The sequence below is a fragment of the Lactobacillus johnsonii ATCC 33200 genome, assembly GCF_000159355.1.
GTDB lineage: Bacteria > Bacillota > Bacilli > Lactobacillales > Lactobacillaceae > Lactobacillus > Lactobacillus johnsonii.
The window spans coordinates 863908-884826 of record NZ_GG670120.1; the positions used below are offsets into that span (position 1 = coordinate 863908).

Genomic DNA, 20919 nt, shown 5'->3' on the forward strand with positions numbered 1-20919 from the left:
TTAGTCTTTCTTAATGAAATTGGCCAAGAGACCATTAATAAACTTTTTAGATTCCTTAGAGCTAAATTCATCACATAAATTTAACGCTTCATTTAAAGCAGCTACCGGATCAATTACTTTGCTATTTTGCATTTCATAAAGAGCTACTTCAAGGATTGCCAAGTCAATTTCGTTAATTCTATTAAGACGCCAACCCTTTTTTAAATATTTACTTAATTGCTCATCAAGTGCTTCTTTATTTGCTAAAACACCATTAACTAATTCTGTAGAATAGTCTGGGAAATCTTTCAATTCCAAAGCCTTTAAAGCTTTTTGACAAACTTCCTCTGCATCAGTTAATTTACCTTGGTTAGCCAAATAAATTGCTTGCATAGCAATTCTTCTCATCTCATGCTGTGTCATTTAGTCTTTAGCCTCGTCCTCTTTATCATCTGGGAAAAGTGCTTCCGTGTCAGCCTTTACTTCAGTTTCGTCTGCTTCTGAAACCAAGCCAACTACATGAACATTAATTTGAGTTAAATCTAAATCTGTCATTTGCTTCAATTGCAAAGTTAGATTTTTTTGCAGTTGGACGCATACTTTTGGCACATTTACACCGTAGTCAAGATAAGTATAAACATCAGCAGTTAACTTATCGTCTTCAACACTTAGGGAAACACCTTTACCTTGGTTAGAACGACCAAAAAGAGTATCAATGCCAGTTTTTAGCGTCCCACGCATTTCGCTGACGCCATCGACTTTTCTGGCAGCAATTCCTAGAATAACCTCTAAAACACCAAGGTCAACTCGGGTTTCATCTCCTTTGTCATTGCTTGATAAAAGAATCGTTGAATTATCAGCCATATTTTTTACCTCAAAAACTATTTATTTGCACGAGAAACGTAAGTACCATCAGCAGTATTAATAGTTAATACATCACCTTGATTAATAAAGAATGGTACGTTAACTACTAAGCCAGTTTCCATAGTTGCTGGCTTACCACCACCGGAAGATGTATCACCCTTAATATTAGGTTCAGTTTCTGCAACTTCAAGATCAACTGTATTTGGTAAATCAACACCCAAAGTTTCACCTTCATGAGTAATAACGTTAACTACCATGTTTTCTTTCAAGAACTTAGATTCTCTTTCAACTTGAGCTTCTGGAATTTCAAGTTGTTCATAAGTATTAGTATCCATAAATACAAAACTTGTACCATCATTGTATAAGTATTGCATTGCCTTAGTTTGAATATCAGCAGTATTTACTTTAGCAGTTGAACGGAAAGTATATTCTTGAACTGCACCAGTTCTTAAACTCTTAAGTTTTGAACGAACAAAGGCACTACCTTTACCTGGCTTAACGTGTTGGAATTCAACAATACGCCATAAATCATTGTTATATTCAATAGTTAATCCATTTTTAAATTCATTAACTGAGATCATTGTCATAGTAAAATTACCTCATTTCTACACTTATTTATCTTACCAATCTTATCTATTGTTTCGCAACATTAACCGCATAATTACACAAAATTATAAGATTAAAAGTTCATCTTTTGGCAACTGTGACATCACATATGGATGATTATCTTTAATTAAAACATCATCTTCAATTCTAACACCGCCACGGTCTGGCAAATAAATTCCTGGCTCAACCGTGATTGCCATATTATTTTTCATAACTTCTTTACTATATGGCATTGCTGGCGTACAGAGTTCATGCACTTCTAAGCCAATTCCATGACCAATACCGTGACCAAAGTACTCTCCATATCCTTGCTCTTTAATGTAGTTTCTACCAGCTTGATCGATATCTTTACCAGTATTTCCAGCAATTGCAGCTGCAATTCCCCGTTTTTGTGCTTCTAGTACAATATAATATATTTTTTCTAGTTCAGGCTCTACTTGGCCTAAAGCAACTGTTCTAGTAATATCTGCGGTATAACCATGATAAAAACTTCCAAAGTCAATTACAATTAATTCACCTTTTTGAATCTTTTTATCACTCGCAACACCATGGGCCCAACTACCGCGGTATCCGGAAGCAATTATTGTCTCAAACGAAGGGCCATCTCCACCATTCATTTTGAACAAATAATCTAATTTTGCTCCAATCGCACGTTCACTAACACCCGGCTCAATTAAAGGCAAAATTTCTTTAAAACTTTGAGCTGAAATATCAATTGCCTTTTGCAAAGTTTCTAATTCTAGCTCATCTTTTATGTTACGAACTGTTTCTACTAATTCAGCATTTAAAATAAAATCAAGATCAGGACAAGCCTGCTTAAGAGCCTCAAATTGAGTTGCAGAAATAAATTCTCCTTCAACTAGAACAGTTTTAACATCTAGCTGCTTTAGCTGTCCGGCAATTTCTTCTATCACGTCCATAGTTTGCATAACTACCTTCATTTCGCCAGGTGTCTGATGGCGAATTTGGTCTTTGAAACGTGAATCAGATAATAAAACGCGATCTCCATTTGCAGTTAAAATAAGTTCAGCTTCTTCACCAGAAAAATTGGTTAAAAAGCGATAATTAGCTTGATTAAAAATGACTAACGCATCTGCCTGCTTTTCTTTAATCAATTTAGTAGTTTTACTAATTCGATTATTAAGTAAAGTTAATAACTCTTGATCTGAAGACATAGGCTTGGATCCTCCTGAGTAGATAAAAAAAGACTGAACGTTCCTTAGGGACGTCCAGCCTGCAAAAGAAAATTATTTTGCTTCTTCAACTGGGTAAACAGAAACTTGTTTACGATCTCTGCCCAAACGTTCGAATTTAACAACGCCACTAGTTAAAGCAAACAAAGTATCGTCGCCACCAATACCAACGTTCTTACCTGGGTGGATCTTAGTACCGCGTTGACGGAAAATGATTGAACCTGCATTGATCTTTTGACCATCAGCACGCTTTGCGCCTAAACGACGACCAGCTGAGTTACGACCATTAGCAGTTGAACCACCACCCTTGTGGTGGGCAAATAATTTAAGTGCTTCAAGATTATTAATCATCATAATTTGTTTCACCCCTTAATTAAGCTTCAATGCTTTCGATAGTTACCTTAGTGTAAGGTTGACGGTGACCATACTTAGTGTGTGAGTGCTTCTTAGGCTTGTACTTGAAAGTAACAACTTTCTTTTCTTTACCTTGCTTTTCAACTTTAGCAACAACCTTAGCACCTTCAACTACTGGAGTACCAATCTTAGTTGATTTACCATCGTTTACAAGAATAACTTCATCAAAAGTTACTTCGTCACCAGGCTTAACTTCAAGTTTTTCAACAAAAACGCTGTCGCCCTTAGCAACCTTGTATTGCTTACCACCGGTTTTAATAACTGCGTACATTTGTACACCTCCGAAAAAATACTTAGACTCGCCGCATGAGGTGGAATTAACGTTAATTCTCTTCTAACCTCATAAACGTGCGGTTGCAGATGTGAGGTTTCCACAAATACAACTCTTACAGTATACTCTCATCCCTCTTTTAAAGCAATTCAATATCAAAATTTCTAAAAAAATAATAGAATATTAGTAGATATTTTTTAAGAAGGAGTATATTATGATTAAATTTTACGGATACAAACGTTGTTCCACCTCTAAAAAAGCGCAAAAATGGCTAGATCAACACCATATTACATATGAGTATCAAGATTTAGTAGAAAGGCCACCTAAACAAGAAGACTTGCTTAAGTGGCTAAATAAGTTTCAAGATAGAGGTTTAAGATACTTCTTTAATACATCAGGACAAGTCTATCGTCAGATGCATTTAAAAGATCAGATTGATTCCATGTCAATTGAGAAAGCTGCTATATTACTCTCACAAAACGGCAAATTAATTAAGAGACCGTTAGTAACTGACGGTAAGAAATTAACTTGTGGCTTCAAAGAAAACACGTACGAAAAAGTCTGGTTATAGTCCCCATTGACCTCCATGAACCCGAGCTACTGTATCAGTAATAATAAATGCGTCAGGGTCAATTTCATGAATTTTACTAATCAAAGGACCGTACTCACGTGTATCAACTACTAAAAGTAATTGTTTTTTATCATCATCGCTATAGCCACCAACAACATCATAAATTGTCAAACCATTATAATTATCTAGTAACATAGTTTTCAATTCATTGAAATGTTTATTACTCATAATACGAACTTGATATTTTCGATCAAAGCCTGCTTCTGCATAGTTCATCGTCATAGATGTAACTACCTGAGACAAAGCCGCTAGTAAAAAGGCATTCCATCCATCAACAAATATATTTAGGAAAATAATTATCATATCAATTCCAAGTAAGCCAACCGCTGGATTGATATAAAAATATTTTTTCAAAATCATTGGTGGAATTGTTGTCCCGCCACTTGAAGCATTTACACGATAGAGAAGAGAGACTCCTAGTCCCATTAATACTCCACCGTAAATTACAGCAAGTAATTGGTTATTAGTAATTTTAAAACTTGGGGTAATTTCCATTAGGATTGGCAATAATAAACTACCTAAGGCAACGTTCTTCGTTGTCTTTTTTCCTAAAAAGATGGCTGCCAAAACCAACATTAAAATATTAACAACTAAAACCGTTATTGAACGGTTAATTTCCCATACTGCGTCAACTAAAATCGAAATACCAGTTGATCCTCCCGCAGCAATATTAATTGGACCATAGAAGAAATTAATAGAAATGGCGATAATTTCTAGGCCGGCTAAAAATACTACCCAGCGCATCCAAGATTTCTTTTTAATGTTTTTTGTCATTTCATCATCCTTCCTAAAAATAAGTTATTAATATTTTATCTAATTTCTATACAATTTGTCAGTTTCATCTTCCATTCCTAATTATTTTTTAACATTTTATATTCTAATTGCTGGTTTCCTTCATAAGCCGGCATCCCGTTTTCTGCTCTATACAAAGCGCGTTCAAATGCTTGATATCCTTTGCTGGAACTAACGGCAAATTTTACATGATATTTGCTTGCAAACTCTCTAATATTCCAAGTACTGTCATGAGCTGCAAAAGCTGTTACCAAGATTACAATATCTAAATCTTTAATTTGATTTTCAATTACCTTTTTCTTTCCTTCAAAAGCATCGATTGGAATTGCAATACCATTGTAGCGATTAACAATACCTTCTAAAATTGCCTCGTTTTGATTGTCTCCAACCGCAATCCCAACTCTTTGATAATGCAAATTCATATCTAATTGTGCCAGTTTCTGCGTGTTTTCTCGACTTGACTTTTCTTTTTTAGTTTTAGAAATCCGTTTTGGTTGCTCAGTTTCATAGATCCATCGAATTTGAACGGCACTAGCTGGATCTTTCTTAAGTCTTACATCACCGGTATACCAAGCTAAGTCAACAATCGAACCATCTTCTAGATGTACACTTCCATTTTGATAGTAACTAGAATCAAGGGCAACAATCACCGGCTTATGATTAATTGTTAACCTTTCTCCGTGAATATTACGCGAAACGCTTAGATTTCTCGGATTTCCTTGTACTACACCGTACTTAAAATCTTCTATTTTGTCATAATCACGGCTGCGCAATTTTCTATAGCCGACAACTCGTAAAACTTCAGCTTCATTTAAACCATCTGATACCGGGATAGCTTCAACAATATCACCACTCTTTAGGTTTAAATCGTGTATTTGACCTTCATTAACCTCAAAAACCACTTCTCCATTATCATTGATTAGATCTGCACCCTTCAATGCACGAATAACTGTATAACGCCTTCCCTTGCGATAGTCACGTGCTTTTTCTTTTTTAGGCTTTAATGCTTCTTCAAAAATTTTTCTATTTACTACACTACTCGTTTCTTCTGATGATTGAATTACTTGATCGAGCTGCCCTAGTTGTTTTCCAAAATTAGCAGTAATATTTTGATCAAAAGTTAATTTATGTAGTGCTCCTAAAGCTGTCTTTTTAGCATCTTTATTGCCAGGATGCTCAATTAATTTAGTTATTCCTTGCAAAAAAGTATTTATTTGGGCAATAATTTTTGGATCAAGTTCACCGCCAGTTGCCCTTTCACTGCTTTCCCCTGTCATTCCCACGACTAACTTAATTGCATTCAAGCTATTTTTAAGGCTCTTTTCGTCGCCTTCTGTACTATTTAATATTCTTTTTAAATTATTTCGATAGTCAAACATTTTAACCACTTTCTTACTTTTTATCTATTATTATAGCGATTTAATAATATTTACTTCAAAATTTCTTTATCAATTCTATCAATAAAGTGATATATTAAAGGTAAAAAATAAAAAGTGAGGAAAAATCATGACTAAGTACACTGTTACATTATCTGAAGAAGATTACCAAATGTTAAAAGATTGTCATTCAAAGAATCCTTCAATCATGAAGGCTTTAGAAGAAGCAAAAAAAGAAGATTAGACTAAACAAAAAAATCGTGATTAGTTAATTGCTAATCATGATTTTTTATTTATTTTTTGGACGCTCTTCGACTAAAAAGCAACATTCCAATTAAAATACCTATAATTAAGTCAATAATTAATCGAATAACCATAAACATATCAAGAGTTGCCCAAATTATTCCAACCAGGATTCCTTTATACAGATACTCCCACTTAAACTTAAATTTAGGTTGATCTATACTCAGCCAAACACCAGCTAAAATAAAACCTAAAAATAAGCTTATAACGATAAGAATTACAAACAGACTAATTACTCTAGCAGTTGGTAAGATGCGTAGGTTTGAAAAATCAGTTAGACTTTCAAAGCTAAAAAATAAAAGATAAGCAAATCATACTGTACTAAAAATTAATCCCAGTTTTATTAAGCGATTAATAGAAAACATTTTCAATTTTTAAGCCCTCCATTCGCCGCCCTGACCATAAGTATGTTTATCAAGTTCATTAATAATTACATGAATATGTTCTTTTGGAGCACCAGTATTCTTATGAATAGCTTCGGTAATATCTTTCATCATTTGAGTAAGTTGTTCATCACTTCTACCCTTAATTAGCTCTACATGTACAAATGGCATTTAAAATTCCTCCTTTTTATCTTTAATCAAAATTATAACAAATCTATTTTAATTAAGCAGTCCTTCTTAAAATTCTTCTTGCACCATCACGGACTGCAAAGTATAAGATTGGGGTACAAATTGCTGTCGAAATCGAATTGATGATCGTTGCCGGCAAACTAACAAAAGAGCTAACTAAAGCCACATTTAAACTAGTTCCTACCATTAAAGCTTCTACAATTGAGACACAGTAAGTAGTAAAAATTTTCGTAATTCCAGCAATAATTCCTAAAATAATAATATTTTTCTTACTATCTTGATAGTGCATCCCCTTATATACTGCCGTTAAAACACTTGCAACTACTACAACTTCGAGCATTGTTAACCACGATGTTGCAGCGTAACCATTAAGCAAATCAAAGCCGCCCAATCCAATAATTCCAGCTAGCATTCCATTACGATAACCTAAATATAAAATTGCAACAGCCGTTAACGTATTACCAAAATGAATAAATGGACACCCTACTAAAGCAGGAACTGGGATTCTTAAAACCCAAACACCCAAATAAATTATTGCCGCAAATAATCCAGTTAAAATTATTGAAACTAATGAATTTTCTCTTGTGCGCATTTATTATTTCTTTCCTTCCACTTTGTTCATTAACCAAGATAGGGCACCTGCGTAGTTAGGTCCCAAGCGTTTATCTTGACTTGGATCAGTCTTTTCAATCGCCAATTTAACAAAATTACCTGCTATTTGTGCACTTTCTTTTAATGAATACCCAGCTAAAAAAATCGCTAATAAGCTACTTGCAAACATATCTCCAGTGCCAAAAAATGAGCGAGTAATTTTTTCATTTTCGATTACGAAAATTTTACTATCATTTGCTAATCCAACCATCTTCACTTTATTTTCTAAGAAAATGCCAGTAATTACCAGACCATCTAACTTAAATTTTTCTTTTAACTCGACAGCAATTTCTTTAATTTCATTTATTGAAAAATTTCTATATTCCTTATTCAGTAACAGACATGCTTCAGTTAAATTGGGAGTTAAAATAGTTGCTTGCCTTGCAAGTTCGCGCATTTTTACTAAATATTCTATATCTAAGCCGCTATATAACTTTCCTGAATCTGCCATTGCTGGATCAAGCAATATTAAGTCAGTATTTCTAAAATCAGAAATATGCTCAATCCAAAAATCAATGGCATTTCTTCCCAAATAGCCTAAGTATAAATTTTTAAAAGTAATTTTTTCATCTTGCCAGTGAGCAACAATTTTACTCATTTCATTATTTAGCGCCAAAAAGGTATTATTACCAAAGCCACCAGTATGAGTAGATAAAATTGCTGTTGGTAAAATATCTGGCTGATATCCACATGCTCCTAAAATTGGTAAGGCAACACTTAGAGAAACCTGGCCCAAGCAAGACAAATCTTGACTAATTAAAAATTTTTCCTTCATTTTATTTTTCTTTCTAACTTAAGTCGTTTTTTCTTAATAGCATATCGTTTTGAATTTAACTTAACTTGTAGTAACTGATTATGCCAATATATTAAGGCTAATTTAATTGCTAAACGATTATACCAACAATAATCATGTTTTAAATAATTAAATGAATCTTTAAGATCCAGTAAGTGCTCTGCTGTAACAAATTGATTTCGGCTCCAATGCCAGTCCGCTGCACTATTTTTTCGAATTCTAATTTTTTCAATCCGGCCAACCGTTAATCTTGCTCGTCCCCTAATATACTTACTCCGAGCTACAGTAATATAATTACCAATCATCGTTTTTTTCCAGAATTGATTATGTTTCTTTTCGATAAAAAGAGCTCGTCTTAATACTTTACTTAGACAATACCATTCTTTATTACCATTTGAGAGCTCAATTAAACACCAAATATATTCCTGTCTTTTTTGCAAATTTTCCTCAATTTTTTTACTTAACTTAATTTTTCATATAAAGGAATTAAATCATTGATTCCTTCTATTATAAATTTTTCCATATTATCAACATTATCATGATCACGAAAGGCAAACTTTCCTAGTAAAAAGCTACTTTTGATAGCCTCCTGATAAAATTGATTTTTCTTTTCATAATTGCTCAGATATTCTGCTAAAGCTAAATGATTGCTGAATTCCATTTCATTTTTATCCCACAAATACCAGTTTGAAATATCTAAACTAGAACCCCACTTTGAAATATCAGTTAAAAGCGTATTGTATTCACTCACAGCTCCCTGACGCTTGTCACTCTTATAATATTGAAACATCAAATAAACTTGTAATTGCTTCTTATCAAGCATGACGCCAATACAAGGATTGTAGTCTGCTAAGGAAGCTAAGCGATAACTGGCCCAAAAATGATCTCTTAAATTCCATCCATTAGTCCAGCTTTCAACATGAACTTTTGCAAATTTCCCTGTCGGTAGTTGTTCTGCCACATTTAATTGAACTGTTTTCCAAATTTGCCAGACACCTTTAAATTCTTGTTTAATTGTATCTATTTCTTCTGGTGTTTTATTAACTTTTAATTTTTTAAAAGAAAATTCTTCTTGGTCAAATATCTCATACATTTTATTAGTTAAAACTGTCATTCTTTTCTCCTATAATCAATCTTTAAAAGGCACCTCCTCCGCTGCCACCACCAAAGCCACCTGATGAACCGCCTGAAAATCCGCCAGATCCACCAGAAGCAGAAGAATTTAAGTTAGCACCTGAGTCAAAGCTAGAACTAAAGTTACTTGCAAAACCATCTTTCCCATAACTGTAAAAAGTACCCCAGAATAATAGATTTGTATCATCAATTTCATCTGCAAATTCTAGTTTCAATTGTTTTAATACTTTTTTAGATACACCAAGAGCAACGGCATATGGCATTATTTCTTCCCACAAGATCAGTTCTCCAATATCACGCATCTTGAAATTACCAATTTCATCTAGCATTTTCTTAAATCCGCGAACTTGATTAGTTACTTCTGCTCCTCTTGCTGTATAAGCTGATAATTTCTTCTTATTATAAACAACTGCCAAAATTGCCAGTACTAATAAAATTGCAGCACATATAAATAAAGCAATATTTTCCTCATTCGAAAAGAAGGCGCTGAACATTGCAATACCACTCAAGATTAGTAAAGTTACCATCAAAATCGAATTAGCGTGCTGTTTATGTTCAAGCTTTTCATCAAAAAATCCTGCTCTAGTTGCTTTCTGCATTTCTCGTTCTTGCCACTTATTGAACTTCTTTCCCAACTTAGAGGAGTGGTGTTTTTTAAGTTCGTATGTTGTAAAACTCTTGCCATCGCCTACTTTATCAAATAAGTAATTTAACAAAGGTTTATTTTTTATTATATTTTTATCAATTAAAGAAATTTTATAGTACGTTCTTTTTCTTATCTTGATAGGATCAATTTTAATCTTTTTTTGGACAGCCAATTCTATTAGAGATGCAGTTAAAGACCTAGAACTTGGCTCATCTCCTGTATCTAAAATTTCAGCCATTACCGGTGAAACTGATGGAATCTCATAATTCCTAACCAGTTGCTTTTCTTTTTCCGGCTTAACTCCGGACTTTTTTAAAGTAAAACTTCTAATAATTGCTAATAAAGAAAGTAATCCAGATATTACCAAAGCACCTAAGCCTAGGATTCTGTTTCTTTGACGCCGTTCATTAGCTTGCCGTGCAAATCTTGCTTCTTGATCTAAAACATATTCTTTATGATTTTGATCTTTAATATTCTTATTTTGATTAGTTACCTCAACAGGAAACAGACTATGGACCTCAATTCCTTCATTTCCAGCCACATTAGAAGCTGTCATGATAATATTGCCTTTTTGCGGATTAACTGTAATTTGGCCAGACAAGTCTCCATGTGCCCAAGCTTTTAAGTCTTTAACTGGGCCCGGGAAGAAAATACCTACTCGTACATTATCTAGGTCTGTATCCCATCCATCTCCGATAATCTTAAAATTAAGTTCAGCTGTATCTTTCCAGTTCGTGATTGCATTTGTAATTTCATAAGTATAAATTACTGTAAATTTATATCCATCCCTTACGCTATGCCAAACTTTAAAACGATAGCCATGATCACTATGACTTAATTCATAAGTATTATTTTCATGAGTCGTACTTGGTACTACCATTTGTGAATTTTTGTCAGCCAAAATTCTAACCTGCGGATTTTTTAATTCTTGATTATTGGCTAAATTTTGCTGATAGAAAATACCATGAGCGTCATCATCAAATTTATAGGTTATCCTTCTCTCCATAGATAATGAACCATTTGGATTAACTCGGGCTGTCACATCAATATTTGTAATATCATAATTCACATCAGCCAAGGCTGGTTTAGTAAATACAATGACTGAAATTAAAAAAAGAATTATTTCAGTCATTACATAAAAAAATTTCTTCATAAAATCCTCTAACAAAAAAAGTGAGTTTTTGCTTAATTATAACTTAATACACTAAAAAAGCGCTAGATTTTATTCTAGCACTTTAATAGCAATTTAAGCAGTAACTCTTTGTTGTTTATGAATGTATTAATAAGGCAACAACGATCCCAATATTTGAAATTATCGATAGCATCTCAACTATAGCCTTTTCTACTACTCTTTTACAATATGTCTTCTAAAGAATGCTGCTTCTTCGTCATTAGCTTCTCTCGCTAACTCATCCTTTTGATTAATTAGAAAAACATGTGGTTTGGGATGCTTTTCATCACCCCAAGATTTTTGAATAACTTCTACGCCTTTAGCCCTTAAAAATCCATCTAATCGTACTGCACAATCATGAATAAAGTCTTTATTAGCTGTTGAAATGAAGGTAGGTAAAAAGTCTCCAGTAACATATTTTTCAACATCAATTAAGTCCTGATTCTTAGCACTCTTCATTACTTCTGGATCAAAGTAAGCCAAGGTAGCTCCCATCATCATCCCTGGATCTTTCATAAAAGTAGCTGGTGAGTTTAAGGCAACTGCTCTGAACTTCAAATCAGGGAGGGTATAGCCAAATTTTTCTCGATATACCGGATTGGTCAAAATCGCCGTGTATTGTTCAGCCATTTGACCACCAGCAGAATCCCCAACTAAGAAAACATTGTTTTTATCAAGATTATATTCATCTGCATGTTTTGCTACCCAGTGAATATATTCATTAACTTGATTTAGTTCTTCTGGAAATTTTACTTCTGGTCCCAACTTATAGTTAGGATTTATAAAAGCAAAGCCTCGTTTAGCCATTCCTAGTCCATAAAATTGATAGGTTTCTTTAGTACCGTAAACCCAACCACCTCCATGAATATTAATGATAACAGGAATTTTTCCTTCAATATTTTTCGGTAAATATATATCTAATAAATTCCATTTAGGATCGTTACCATATTGAATATCATCTACACGCTTTATCTCTGGAAGATCATGAGGTAACCCACTATCTCTTTTATCATCGTTCTTCTTCCAGTCAATACGCATTTTTTCAACAGCTTCTAAAATATCTTGTTCTTTCATAATCTATTTCTCTTAATGATTTCGCTTTCATAATAATAAAAAATATATCAATCTTAATCATTAATTGGCGTAAATTACCCTATTTTGATCGTTTCTTTTTTATTTTGGATGCACTTTCACCATACAATTTATCAAAGGCTCGATTCATCGTTCTAATACTCGAAAATCCATTATTGATTGCAATTTGGGTCAGATTATTCTTTAAATGTTTTAACTCATGATAAGCGCGCTCAGCCCTGACATTATTAATATAGTTTTCTACTGTTAGTTCCATTTCTTTCTTAAAAAAACGTGCTAAGTATTCTTTAGAAATATTACATTTGATTAGCAATCATCGTTAAATTTAATTCGTCTTGATTAAGTAAATAGACGCCGGAAAAAGCAAATGTACACTCTTAGGATGATCATTCAGCTTTCTTACCCTACTTTTACTTAGTAAAAAGACTTTCTTTCTGTAATTCAATAAGACAGAAGGAAAGTTTTTTATATTTTAAGCTTCTTTATTTAACATATACTTTTGCTAATCAAATCAAAGATAAGTTCAATTTATTATAATCCAATATGTTCCCAAGGTTTTAAGTCAATAGCGGGAGCTTCCCAGAGTTTAACTAGATCCTCAGATAAATACTCCTTATCAACAACTACATCATACACATATTCTTCAAACCACTTTTGGCTCATTTCGTAGAATCCTTTATGACCATACTTATCGCCCCAAGAATTCTCTACTTTCCATTTGCGAATTTCGCCATTATCTTCATCTACACCGACTAAGGTCATATCGTGTGTTGCAGATCCTTCCCCAGTGGCTAAACGATCTGCTTTACTCATTTGAGTATCAACACTAAATAGATTATCCGTTTTGTATAATTCAGTATCAAGGAAACCAGTCTTACGTTCCATTTGTTTTAATACGTCGTTTCCAAAAATAACTGCTTTTCCATCTTTCAATTGGGCTGCAGCTGCTCTTGCTAACACTTCAATTGGTACATTTAGCCCCGTAATCGGAGTTCCACCAGCCACATTATCGTATAAACCTTGGTGATAGCGTTTATTGTAATCATAATTAGGTGAATTTAATAAAACAACGTAATCATCCCAATTAAAGTCTTTTAAATATTTTTCAGCAAATTGACGTGGAGTTAAATCCTTTTCTAAATGATATTTCTTATCGTCGTCTCGGTACTCTAAATCAAATTTTTTAGGTGGCTCACCCAAAGCAACGGCTGCCATGCGGTAAACCTCATTTAAAAATTCTTTCTTAGCCTTTTCAGCTTCCTCGAGCTTACCTTCTTGAACTAATTTCCGAAGTACCAAAGCATCTTTTCTTTCTTTACGAGCTAAAGAGTCAATTAGAGCACTGGTATTATTTGAAGTCGCATTTTCTGGCATCGCGTATGATGGAACAACACCGTATTTTTTAACTAGATTAATGGCCATTTGCCACAATCCTCCATCTTGGCCTGCAAAGTTGAACCAAGTTTCAACTTCCCGATCATCAATTGGTCTACCAGCTAGGCGAATCATACTATCGTAAAAAGCATTTGCTCTCTCAATCTTATCCCAAAAGAAATTATAAGCTTGTGAGAAAGTAAAATCCTTAACATGATACTTTTTGCCAAAATGATGACGCAAAACATTTAAAGTAGCAAATTCCCAACAACGTCCAGAATGTTTTTGATCAGTAACTCCACCGATATCTAATTCAGTTGAAAAAGTATGATTTAATCGCTTTGAAACTTCATCGTTAAATGATGCCTCAAATAATCCACTTCGACGTGCAGCTCTAGAAGCAATTTTATTTTTATCATTTTTGTTAAAGTCTGCAGAAAAAGCTGCTAATTCTTGTTCAGATAAGGCGCCCATTATATTTCTCCTTTTATCTTCATTAATTTAATTAATTTTAATCTTACATTAATATAGAAAATAAGCAAGTTTTATAACAAAAAAGCTAAGTATTTGATCGAATACTTAGCCTATTTATTAAATAATTTAAAATGCAGACAGAAAAATATCTTTTCTATAATTATTCAAAAATTTCATCAATATCAAGTACTACTACAAATGCATTTGGAGTATCGGTACCAGAAACGATCTTCTTTGCGTATTCATCATCTTCATGAACATGTGGCGTAGCCAAAACTTGAACAGCAGTATGTGATGGTACATCAGCTGCTACTAATGCTACTTTTGAACCATTTTTAATATTTTCAAAGGCTGCACCTTTAGTTTTTTCAAGATATTGCATATGAGATGGGTCTAATACTGTCATTGAGCCTTTAGGACCAACCTGTGGATTACCATTTTCATCAACAGTAGCAATGTAAACTAAATTGTTCTTAAAAAGGTCAGCTTGTTTATCAGTTAATTTATTTGTGTTTAATTTCTTCATAGTATACAGTTCCTTTCTACTAATAATCACCTATAAGTATAGGCCTATTTAATAAAAAAATCTTCTTTTTTGCTCAAATTTTTATAATATTTAATTAAATTAAATAACATTTATACCAGATATTAATCTATATAAATAGCTTTTACTTTTTTTATTGTCTTATTAATGAATCAAAATTAATAACGTTTAGCTTATATGAAATCGTTTTATTTTTCATTAACATCAGGAATTTTTTATTCCTTACACATCTTGATAAGTATCATGAAACTATAAATAAAAAATTATATTAAAAATAAGAAAAATATAATTTGATGTTGACTTATTTTCAAAACGTCATAATACTATGGTCACAAACATTATTATCAAACAGCTTTGATAAGGAAAAGTAATTAGGAAATCGTCTTTCAGAGAATTTCTGGTTGGTGTGAAGAAATAGATAGATTCTTAATGAAAATCACCTTTGAGCGTAAACTACGATTTAGAGTGGTTCAAGGGACAGCCCTTTATAACGACGGCGTATCGTTCTCCTGTATTGAACCGTACGTTAATTAAAGACTAGTTTTCTAATAAAAATAAGTAGTATAGCGACAAGACGCCCTATTGGATCAATTCGATCTAATAGGGCGTCTTTTTGTATTCTTAATCATGCTGTTAGTAGATTTTTGACGAAAGGAGATTTTATATGAAGATGTCAAAGTCCAAACTGCTGTATGTAACTCTCGCAAGCTCTCTTACGATATTCGCAACTGCTTGTGGTGCTAAGAAAACTGATTCCAGTAATCAGACAATCAAGTTTTCTCAGAATGTCCCCAAGAAAGTCATTAAAAAAGGTGGCACTCTTACCTATGCACTAGAAAACGAATCACCTTTTACTGGAATTTTTCTCTCAGAAATTGCTGATACCAGTCCCGATGTAGAGGCTTCCGCTCCGGGAGATGAGTCGCTGTTTTCAATCAATGATCAATATCAAATTACTGATAAAGGAGCTGCCACGTTAAAATTAAATCATCACGATAATACAGCTAAAATCAAGGTAAAGGACAAAGTTCGCTGGTCAGATGGTAAACCGGTAGTTGCCAAAGATCTAGAGTACTCTTATGAAATTATTGCCAATCCTAAGGTTCAAACTACTCAATATACTTCTTCATTAGAAAATATTAAAGGTATGGCTGAATATCATCAAGGAAAAGTCAAAGAGATTTCTGGAATTGAAATGCCAGATGGTCCTAACGGGAAGACCTTAATTCTTCATTTCAAAGAATTAAAACTAGCAATGCTAAATTCTGCTAGTGGTTTTTACTGGGAACATGCCGCTCCTTATCATTATTTGAAAAAAGTACCATTCGAAAAATTAGTATCTAGTGATCAAGTTAGAAGGCATCCCCTCTACTTTGGTCCTTACAAGATGGATAAGACAGTTCAGGGTCAGTCAACTAGCTGGTCTAGAAATCCGTATTATTGGCGTGGAAAACATAATTTTGCTCACATCTACATGTCAAATATTACTAATTCAAATGTTTCCCAAGCAATCAAAAGCCACAAATTTGATGTAGCCAGTGTTTTAGATTCTCAATAGCTACAAGTCAAAAATACCAAGGGAGTTAATTTCGTTAGCAAAAAGACTCTCAGCTACAACTACCTAGCCTTTAAAGTTGGTAAATGGGATCAAAAACTAGGAAAAAATGTAGAAAATCCTCATGCTAAAATGAACAACCCTGCCTTAAGAAAAGCAATGGCTTATGCTATGAATGTAAATGTTATTAATAATCGTTTTTATCATGGCTTAAAATTCAGAGTTAACTCACTAATTCCGTCATAATTTACGCCATATTAAGATAAAAACATCCCAACTTATTCTTATAATTTAAATAAAGCTAATGAATTATTAGATAAAGCTGGCTACAAAAAAGCCCCTGGTGCCCTTTACAGACGTCAGCCTAACGGTAAGCCTCTAGTAATTAATATAGCTGTGCGTGGATCAGGCGAAAACAGCGAAGCTATCTGGCGCAACTATATCCAGCAATGGAAAAAAGCCGGCCTAAACGTTAAGTTTCTTGGCGGTCGCCCAATGGAATTTAATCGCTGGGTTGCCGCAGTTAAATCTAGTGATCCAAAAATTGATGTGCTTGAAGGAAGTTGGGACGCCGCCGGTGACCCTTCTCCAAGCGTATTTTATGGTGAAAAAATGCCATATAACTTTGCCCGCTTTGTGTCTCCAACTAATATTAAACTTTTAGATGAAATTGATTCTGCCAAATCTTTTGATAAAAATTATCGTGTACAAAAATTCCATGAATGGCAAAGATGGATGTACAGTAAAGCTTACGTCGTTTCAACTAGTGGAGCTTACTCGGTTACTGCAGTTAACAGTAAGGTTACGGGATGGTCATTAAAACCATCCGCTAATGTTTGGTATGAAGCTGGCTTTAGCAAATAATTCATAAATAATTACTAATCATCATATATAACTTTAATATCGACTTGTCCTAAAAATGAAGTATCTATAAATGGATACTTCATTTTTTATTTATCAATTTTTAGATATCGACCATGCTCATCGACTACACCTTTAAAATGATACTTTTGACCATCTTGCACTAAAAGTTCTCCCAAGTCGATCTCACCGTACGCTTTATCTGCATCCGTAATAGTTACATCATTAAAAGTATGTTCAAAAAAGTTTCTCACAATTTTACTTTTTACTTTAATATCTTTTGAGCGCTCAAAGGCTGCAGATAAAGTAAATCCCTGATCAAGTTGAGTTTTAATAAAAATAATTAAATATAAAGTTGAAAGAGTATATCTTCTAACTCCACTTTGATTATCATCGACCGGCTTAATATATCCCTTTTCTTCCCAATACCGTAACTGTCTTTGGGAAACACCAACAGTTTTACTTACTTCGCCTATTCCGACTTCAATATTTTGAAACACATCATGAAATATCTTTTTTGCTTCCATTTTTTTATCCTTAAATATCATAATCTCAACTCTAGTTTAAAATCTTATGACAGTTTTAGCAACATATATGTCAAAGATAATTACATGTTTGTAAGATTATTTGACAATTACTTTCTTTAAGAATATAGTTTTTATAGTTAAATTTTTAATATTAATAATTTAGAAAGGATCTTCAAAATGGATAAACAACCCACCGATATTCACGGAAAGTCCTATAATCGAAACTTACTGGTACTAGTTTTAATTATTGGTTCTTTCTGTACTGTGTTAAACGGGACATTGCTTGCTACTGCTCTACCTTCAATAATGCGTTCCTTTCATATCAGCACTGCAACTGCTGAATGGCTTTCAACAGCATTTTTGCTAGTTAACGGAGTAATGATCCCAATTTCCGCATGGTTAATCAATCGCTTTGGATCAAGAAAAATGTACTTGAGTGCAATGTCTGTTTTCTTTATTGGAACAGTTATTGCAGCAATTGCACCAAACTTTGGAACCTTACTTGCTGGTAGAATTATTCAAGGATTAGGCGTTGGAGTCACGATGCCTCTTCTTCAAACCATTATGCTTTCTATCTTTCCAGCTAATAAACGTGGAGCTGCCATGGGAACTGTTGGTATTGTTATCGGCTTAGCTCCTGCCATCGGCCCAACTTTATCTGGATGGATCGTTGATAATCTTTCTTGGCGCTACTTATTTAGTATTATTGCCCCAATTGCTGGCGTGGTTATTATATTAGCTTTCTTTTTAATTAAAGATGTACTCCCTACTAAAAAAGAAAAAATTGATATTTTATCTGTAACCACTTCTACTGTTGGATTTGGGAGCTTACTTTACGGTTTTTCCGAGGCCGGCAACAAAGGTTGGACTAATCCAGAAATTCTAATGTTTATTGGTGTAGGGATAGTATTTGTCATCCTCTTCGGTCTTCGTCAATTGAAAATGTCAGATCCTTTCTTAGATATTACTGTGTTCAAACACTTTGAATTTTCTTTAGCCGCAGCCCTTAGTGGTATTACAAATTTGGCCATGGTTGGTATAGAGATGGTGCTACCTTTATATATTCAAAACTTACGGGGAGTATCTGCATTTCATTCAGGTTTAATGCTTTTGCCAGGTGCCCTAATGATTGGAATTATGTCACCAATTACGGGACATTTATTTGATAAATATGGTGCCCGCAAGATGGCCATTACGGGAATGACCCTGTTAACATTAGGTACAATCCCATTTGTATTTTTGACTGAGCAAAGTTCCTATACCATAATTATCGTTTTATATGCAATCAGAATGGTCGGAGTAGCCTTAGTTATGATGAATGTTACCACTTCTGGGATGAACTCATTACCTTTAGACAAGATTTCACACGGAACTGCAGTAAACAATACCTTTAGACAGGTTTTAAGTTCAATTGGTACTGCCATTTTAGTCTCTGTTTTAACTACCACGACTAACAACAATATGCCAAGTAAAGAATTACTAAAAACTTTACCACTTCAATATAAAAATCAAGCTATTAATGCTACTTTAGATGGGTTCCATGCTTCATTTGCCATGAGCATTGTCTTTGCCTTAATTGCTTTAGTTCTTGCTTTCTTCCTCAAGAAAGGTAACCGTGCCCGTGAAAATCAAGAAGAGGTGAATGGATAATGATAATCGTAATTTTAATCTTAGCAGCAATTTTATTTATTTACTTCAACGTCATCCCTGGTAAAGGACATACTATAATCTCCTGGCTTTCTTTAATTGTTACATCACTTTGTATTCTGGGGATTGTTGCACATGACTATAATCACTGGGGAATGAAGACTGAGACACAAATAAGTAAACAAAATCTCGCCTCAAGTGCTAATCCCAATCTTCCCCTTCTACTTTATCAACCTCTAGGTAATGGTACAGAAAAAGTGTACTTATATAAAACTAGCAATGAACAAAAGAAGCCAAAAGCTATTAAACTTGATAAGGTATCGACCGAAATTAAACATAGTGCGCAAGCCAATCTTCAAATAGAAACCACTCGATATGTTTACCGAGATAATTTTAGTCGAATTATGTTTGGAGTCTTTAGTCATAATAATGAACTCAAACAGAGAAAATATATTTTTACCATTCCATCAAACTGGAAAGTCATTTCAACTAAAGATATGAAAAAATTACAAAAGCAAATGGAAGAAAAAATGCAGGCCCAAAAAGCTGCAGCCCTTCATTAATTTTTATCTATATCCTAAAAAAAGAAACGTCTATACAGACGTTTCTTTTTTACTTTCCTTTTCCATTTTCATAGGCGAGAATTTTACTTGCTAAGGAAAATTTTTTATCTAAGTCTTTTAAATAAAGATCATTTTCATTTTTACCAACATTCTTATTAAATAAGCCCTGCGCTTGTGTATCAGGAATTCCTTCACGCATTTTTTCTATTCTTAAACTACATACTACCGTTGGTACATTCGATAATACTTCGACTAATTTTAACCATAAATCATCTACTGTAATGTAGTGCTTAATATAATCTAAATTAAACAATAGCTTTTTATCTAATAGATGAGGTGGGTATAAAACACTGCCAGCCCCCGTAGCTAATAATTTCATCGATGGCTGTTCATACTTTTGACTGCACCAATTCCAATCATCATATGCTTTAATCGATCCATCATCATTAAAAGTTATTTCATGTGCTCTTCCCGTGACAATACATTTCGGAAATTTTAAGTACGTTTTATATAATTCTGATAGCATTTCTTTGTAGTAAATAACATCATCATCTACTGTAACAATAATATCGTCAGGAAACTCTTGCATAGCATAATAATACTTTTTATGTGGTTTTAAATCTAAGGGAACAAAGCGATATTCAATACCCCTATCGCGTAATTCAAGAAGAGATGATGGAAGATGACTTTCTTTAATATCATCAGTCAGATAAACTAAAATTTTATCGGCTTTTTTAGTCTGATTAAGCAAACTTTTAAGGCAAATAGATAGTGTATTCAACCTATCTCCATAGCTTGTCAAAGAAACAATTAGCCGAGGATTCAATGCCTTTTTCATACTGCTCATCCCTTTCAGTTTAATATTATTAATAATTATATCTTGATA

General features: G+C 33.5%; 23 protein-coding genes, 1 pseudogene and 2 other annotated features. Of the genes and pseudogenes, 4 read left to right on the plus strand and 20 right to left on the minus strand.

The window, feature by feature from the left end; translation table 11 throughout:
- From nusB to rplU, 6 genes are all read right to left on the minus strand, one after another.
- Complete coding sequence (gene nusB, locus HMPREF0528_RS04155) at positions 1-402, minus strand: transcription antitermination factor NusB (RefSeq protein ID WP_004895366.1); 402 nt, start codon at positions 400-402, stop codon at positions 1-3.
- Positions 403-843: an Asp23/Gls24 family envelope stress response protein gene (locus tag HMPREF0528_RS04160; protein WP_004895367.1), complete on the minus strand. Its 441-nt coding sequence runs from the start codon at positions 841-843 to the stop codon at positions 403-405.
- 17 nt (positions 844-860) lie between these two features.
- On the minus strand, positions 861-1430 hold the full coding sequence (efp, locus tag HMPREF0528_RS04165) for an elongation factor P (protein WP_004895368.1): 570 nt from the start codon (positions 1428-1430) through the stop codon (positions 861-863).
- Between the two features lie 84 nt (positions 1431-1514).
- The gene (locus HMPREF0528_RS04170) at positions 1515-2624 is read right to left on the minus strand and encodes an aminopeptidase P family protein (protein WP_004895369.1); all 1110 of its coding nucleotides are present in this window, start codon (positions 2622-2624) and stop codon (positions 1515-1517) included.
- A 72-nt stretch (positions 2625-2696) separates the two neighbouring features.
- Complete coding sequence (gene rpmA, locus HMPREF0528_RS04175) at positions 2697-2996, minus strand: 50S ribosomal protein L27 (RefSeq protein ID WP_003647542.1); 300 nt, start codon at positions 2994-2996, stop codon at positions 2697-2699.
- A gap of 19 nt (positions 2997-3015) precedes the next feature.
- Positions 3016-3327, minus strand: coding sequence for a 50S ribosomal protein L21 (rplU, locus tag HMPREF0528_RS04180; RefSeq protein WP_003647543.1), 312 nt, complete (start codon positions 3325-3327; stop codon positions 3016-3018).
- Between the two features lie 14 nt (positions 3328-3341).
- Positions 3342-3422, minus strand: a sequence feature (ribosomal protein L21 leader region).
- A gap of 119 nt (positions 3423-3541) precedes the next feature.
- Here rplU and HMPREF0528_RS04185 point away from each other — a divergent pair.
- A complete protein-coding gene (locus HMPREF0528_RS04185; protein WP_004895370.1) occupies positions 3542-3898 on the plus strand; it encodes an arsenate reductase family protein in 357 nt (118 codons plus the stop codon).
- Here HMPREF0528_RS04185 and HMPREF0528_RS04190 read toward each other — a convergent pair.
- From HMPREF0528_RS04190 to HMPREF0528_RS04245, 12 genes are all read right to left on the minus strand, one after another.
- Positions 3893-4732 (minus strand): YitT family protein, encoded by an 840-nt coding sequence (locus HMPREF0528_RS04190; RefSeq protein ID WP_004895371.1) that lies wholly within the window; start codon positions 4730-4732, stop codon positions 3893-3895. The two genes, HMPREF0528_RS04185 and HMPREF0528_RS04190, sit on opposite strands and share 6 nt — an antisense overlap.
- A gap of 77 nt (positions 4733-4809) precedes the next feature.
- A complete protein-coding gene (locus HMPREF0528_RS04195) occupies positions 4810-6129 on the minus strand; it encodes a DUF2325 domain-containing protein (protein WP_004895372.1) in 1320 nt (439 codons plus the stop codon).
- A 674-nt stretch (positions 6130-6803) separates the two neighbouring features.
- Positions 6804-6983, minus strand: a complete 180-nt coding sequence (gene thmT / locus HMPREF0528_RS04200) for a 2-hydroxymuconate tautomerase (RefSeq protein WP_004895374.1) — start codon at positions 6981-6983, stop codon at positions 6804-6806.
- A gap of 52 nt (positions 6984-7035) precedes the next feature.
- The gene (locus HMPREF0528_RS04205; protein WP_004895375.1) at positions 7036-7593 is read right to left on the minus strand and encodes an ECF transporter S component; all 558 of its coding nucleotides are present in this window, start codon (positions 7591-7593) and stop codon (positions 7036-7038) included.
- Between the two features lie 3 nt (positions 7594-7596).
- Entirely contained in the window at positions 7597-8427 is an 831-nt protein-coding gene (locus HMPREF0528_RS04210; protein WP_004895376.1) for a PfkB family carbohydrate kinase, read from the minus strand.
- A complete protein-coding gene (locus tag HMPREF0528_RS04215; RefSeq protein ID WP_004895377.1) occupies positions 8424-8885 on the minus strand; it encodes a DUF7679 family protein in 462 nt (153 codons plus the stop codon). The genes HMPREF0528_RS04210 and HMPREF0528_RS04215 overlap by 4 nt, the downstream gene beginning before the upstream one ends.
- A gap of 20 nt (positions 8886-8905) precedes the next feature.
- Complete coding sequence (locus tag HMPREF0528_RS04220) at positions 8906-9559, minus strand: glucose-6-phosphate 1-dehydrogenase family protein (protein ID WP_004895378.1); 654 nt, start codon at positions 9557-9559, stop codon at positions 8906-8908.
- 22 nt (positions 9560-9581) lie between these two features.
- On the minus strand, positions 9582-11378 hold the full coding sequence (locus tag HMPREF0528_RS04225; protein WP_004895379.1) for a DUF2207 domain-containing protein: 1797 nt from the start codon (positions 11376-11378) through the stop codon (positions 9582-9584).
- Positions 11379-11570: 192 nt separating this feature from the next.
- On the minus strand, positions 11571-12470 hold the full coding sequence (locus tag HMPREF0528_RS04230) for an alpha/beta hydrolase (protein WP_004895380.1): 900 nt from the start codon (positions 12468-12470) through the stop codon (positions 11571-11573).
- Between the two features lie 79 nt (positions 12471-12549).
- On the minus strand, positions 12550-12744 hold the full coding sequence (locus HMPREF0528_RS04235; RefSeq protein WP_004895381.1) for a helix-turn-helix domain-containing protein: 195 nt from the start codon (positions 12742-12744) through the stop codon (positions 12550-12552).
- 275 nt (positions 12745-13019) lie between these two features.
- Positions 13020-14336: a C1 family peptidase gene (locus HMPREF0528_RS04240; protein ID WP_004895382.1), complete on the minus strand. Its 1317-nt coding sequence runs from the start codon at positions 14334-14336 to the stop codon at positions 13020-13022.
- Between the two features lie 160 nt (positions 14337-14496).
- Entirely contained in the window at positions 14497-14862 is a 366-nt protein-coding gene (locus tag HMPREF0528_RS04245) for a pyridoxamine 5'-phosphate oxidase family protein (protein ID WP_004895383.1), read from the minus strand.
- Between the two features lie 363 nt (positions 14863-15225).
- Positions 15226-15465: a binding site (T-box leader), on the plus strand.
- Positions 15466-15544: 79 nt separating this feature from the next.
- On the opposite strand from HMPREF0528_RS04245, the pseudogene HMPREF0528_RS09195 reads away from it, so the two are divergent.
- Positions 15545-17299 (plus strand): annotated as a pseudogene (locus HMPREF0528_RS09195) (oligopeptide ABC transporter substrate-binding protein).
- Positions 17300-17385: 86 nt separating this feature from the next.
- On the opposite strand, the gene HMPREF0528_RS04255 reads toward HMPREF0528_RS09195, so the two are convergent.
- A complete protein-coding gene (locus HMPREF0528_RS04255; RefSeq protein ID WP_004897047.1) occupies positions 17386-17823 on the minus strand; it encodes a MerR family transcriptional regulator in 438 nt (145 codons plus the stop codon).
- 177 nt (positions 17824-18000) lie between these two features.
- On the opposite strand from HMPREF0528_RS04255, the gene HMPREF0528_RS04260 reads away from it, so the two are divergent.
- Positions 18001-19473: an MDR family MFS transporter gene (locus tag HMPREF0528_RS04260; RefSeq protein WP_004895388.1), complete on the plus strand. Its 1473-nt coding sequence runs from the start codon at positions 18001-18003 to the stop codon at positions 19471-19473.
- Complete coding sequence (locus HMPREF0528_RS04265) at positions 19473-20033, plus strand: DUF4811 domain-containing protein (protein WP_004895389.1); 561 nt, start codon at positions 19473-19475, stop codon at positions 20031-20033. Before HMPREF0528_RS04260 ends, HMPREF0528_RS04265 begins: the two co-directional genes overlap by 1 nt.
- 49 nt (positions 20034-20082) lie before the next feature.
- On the opposite strand, the gene HMPREF0528_RS04270 is transcribed toward HMPREF0528_RS04265, so the two are convergent.
- Positions 20083-20871 carry a glycosyltransferase gene (locus HMPREF0528_RS04270; protein ID WP_004895390.1) on the minus strand — a complete coding sequence of 263 codons (789 nt, stop codon included), beginning with the start codon at positions 20869-20871 and terminating at the stop codon, positions 20083-20085.
- Positions 20872-20919: the final 48 nt, after the last annotated feature.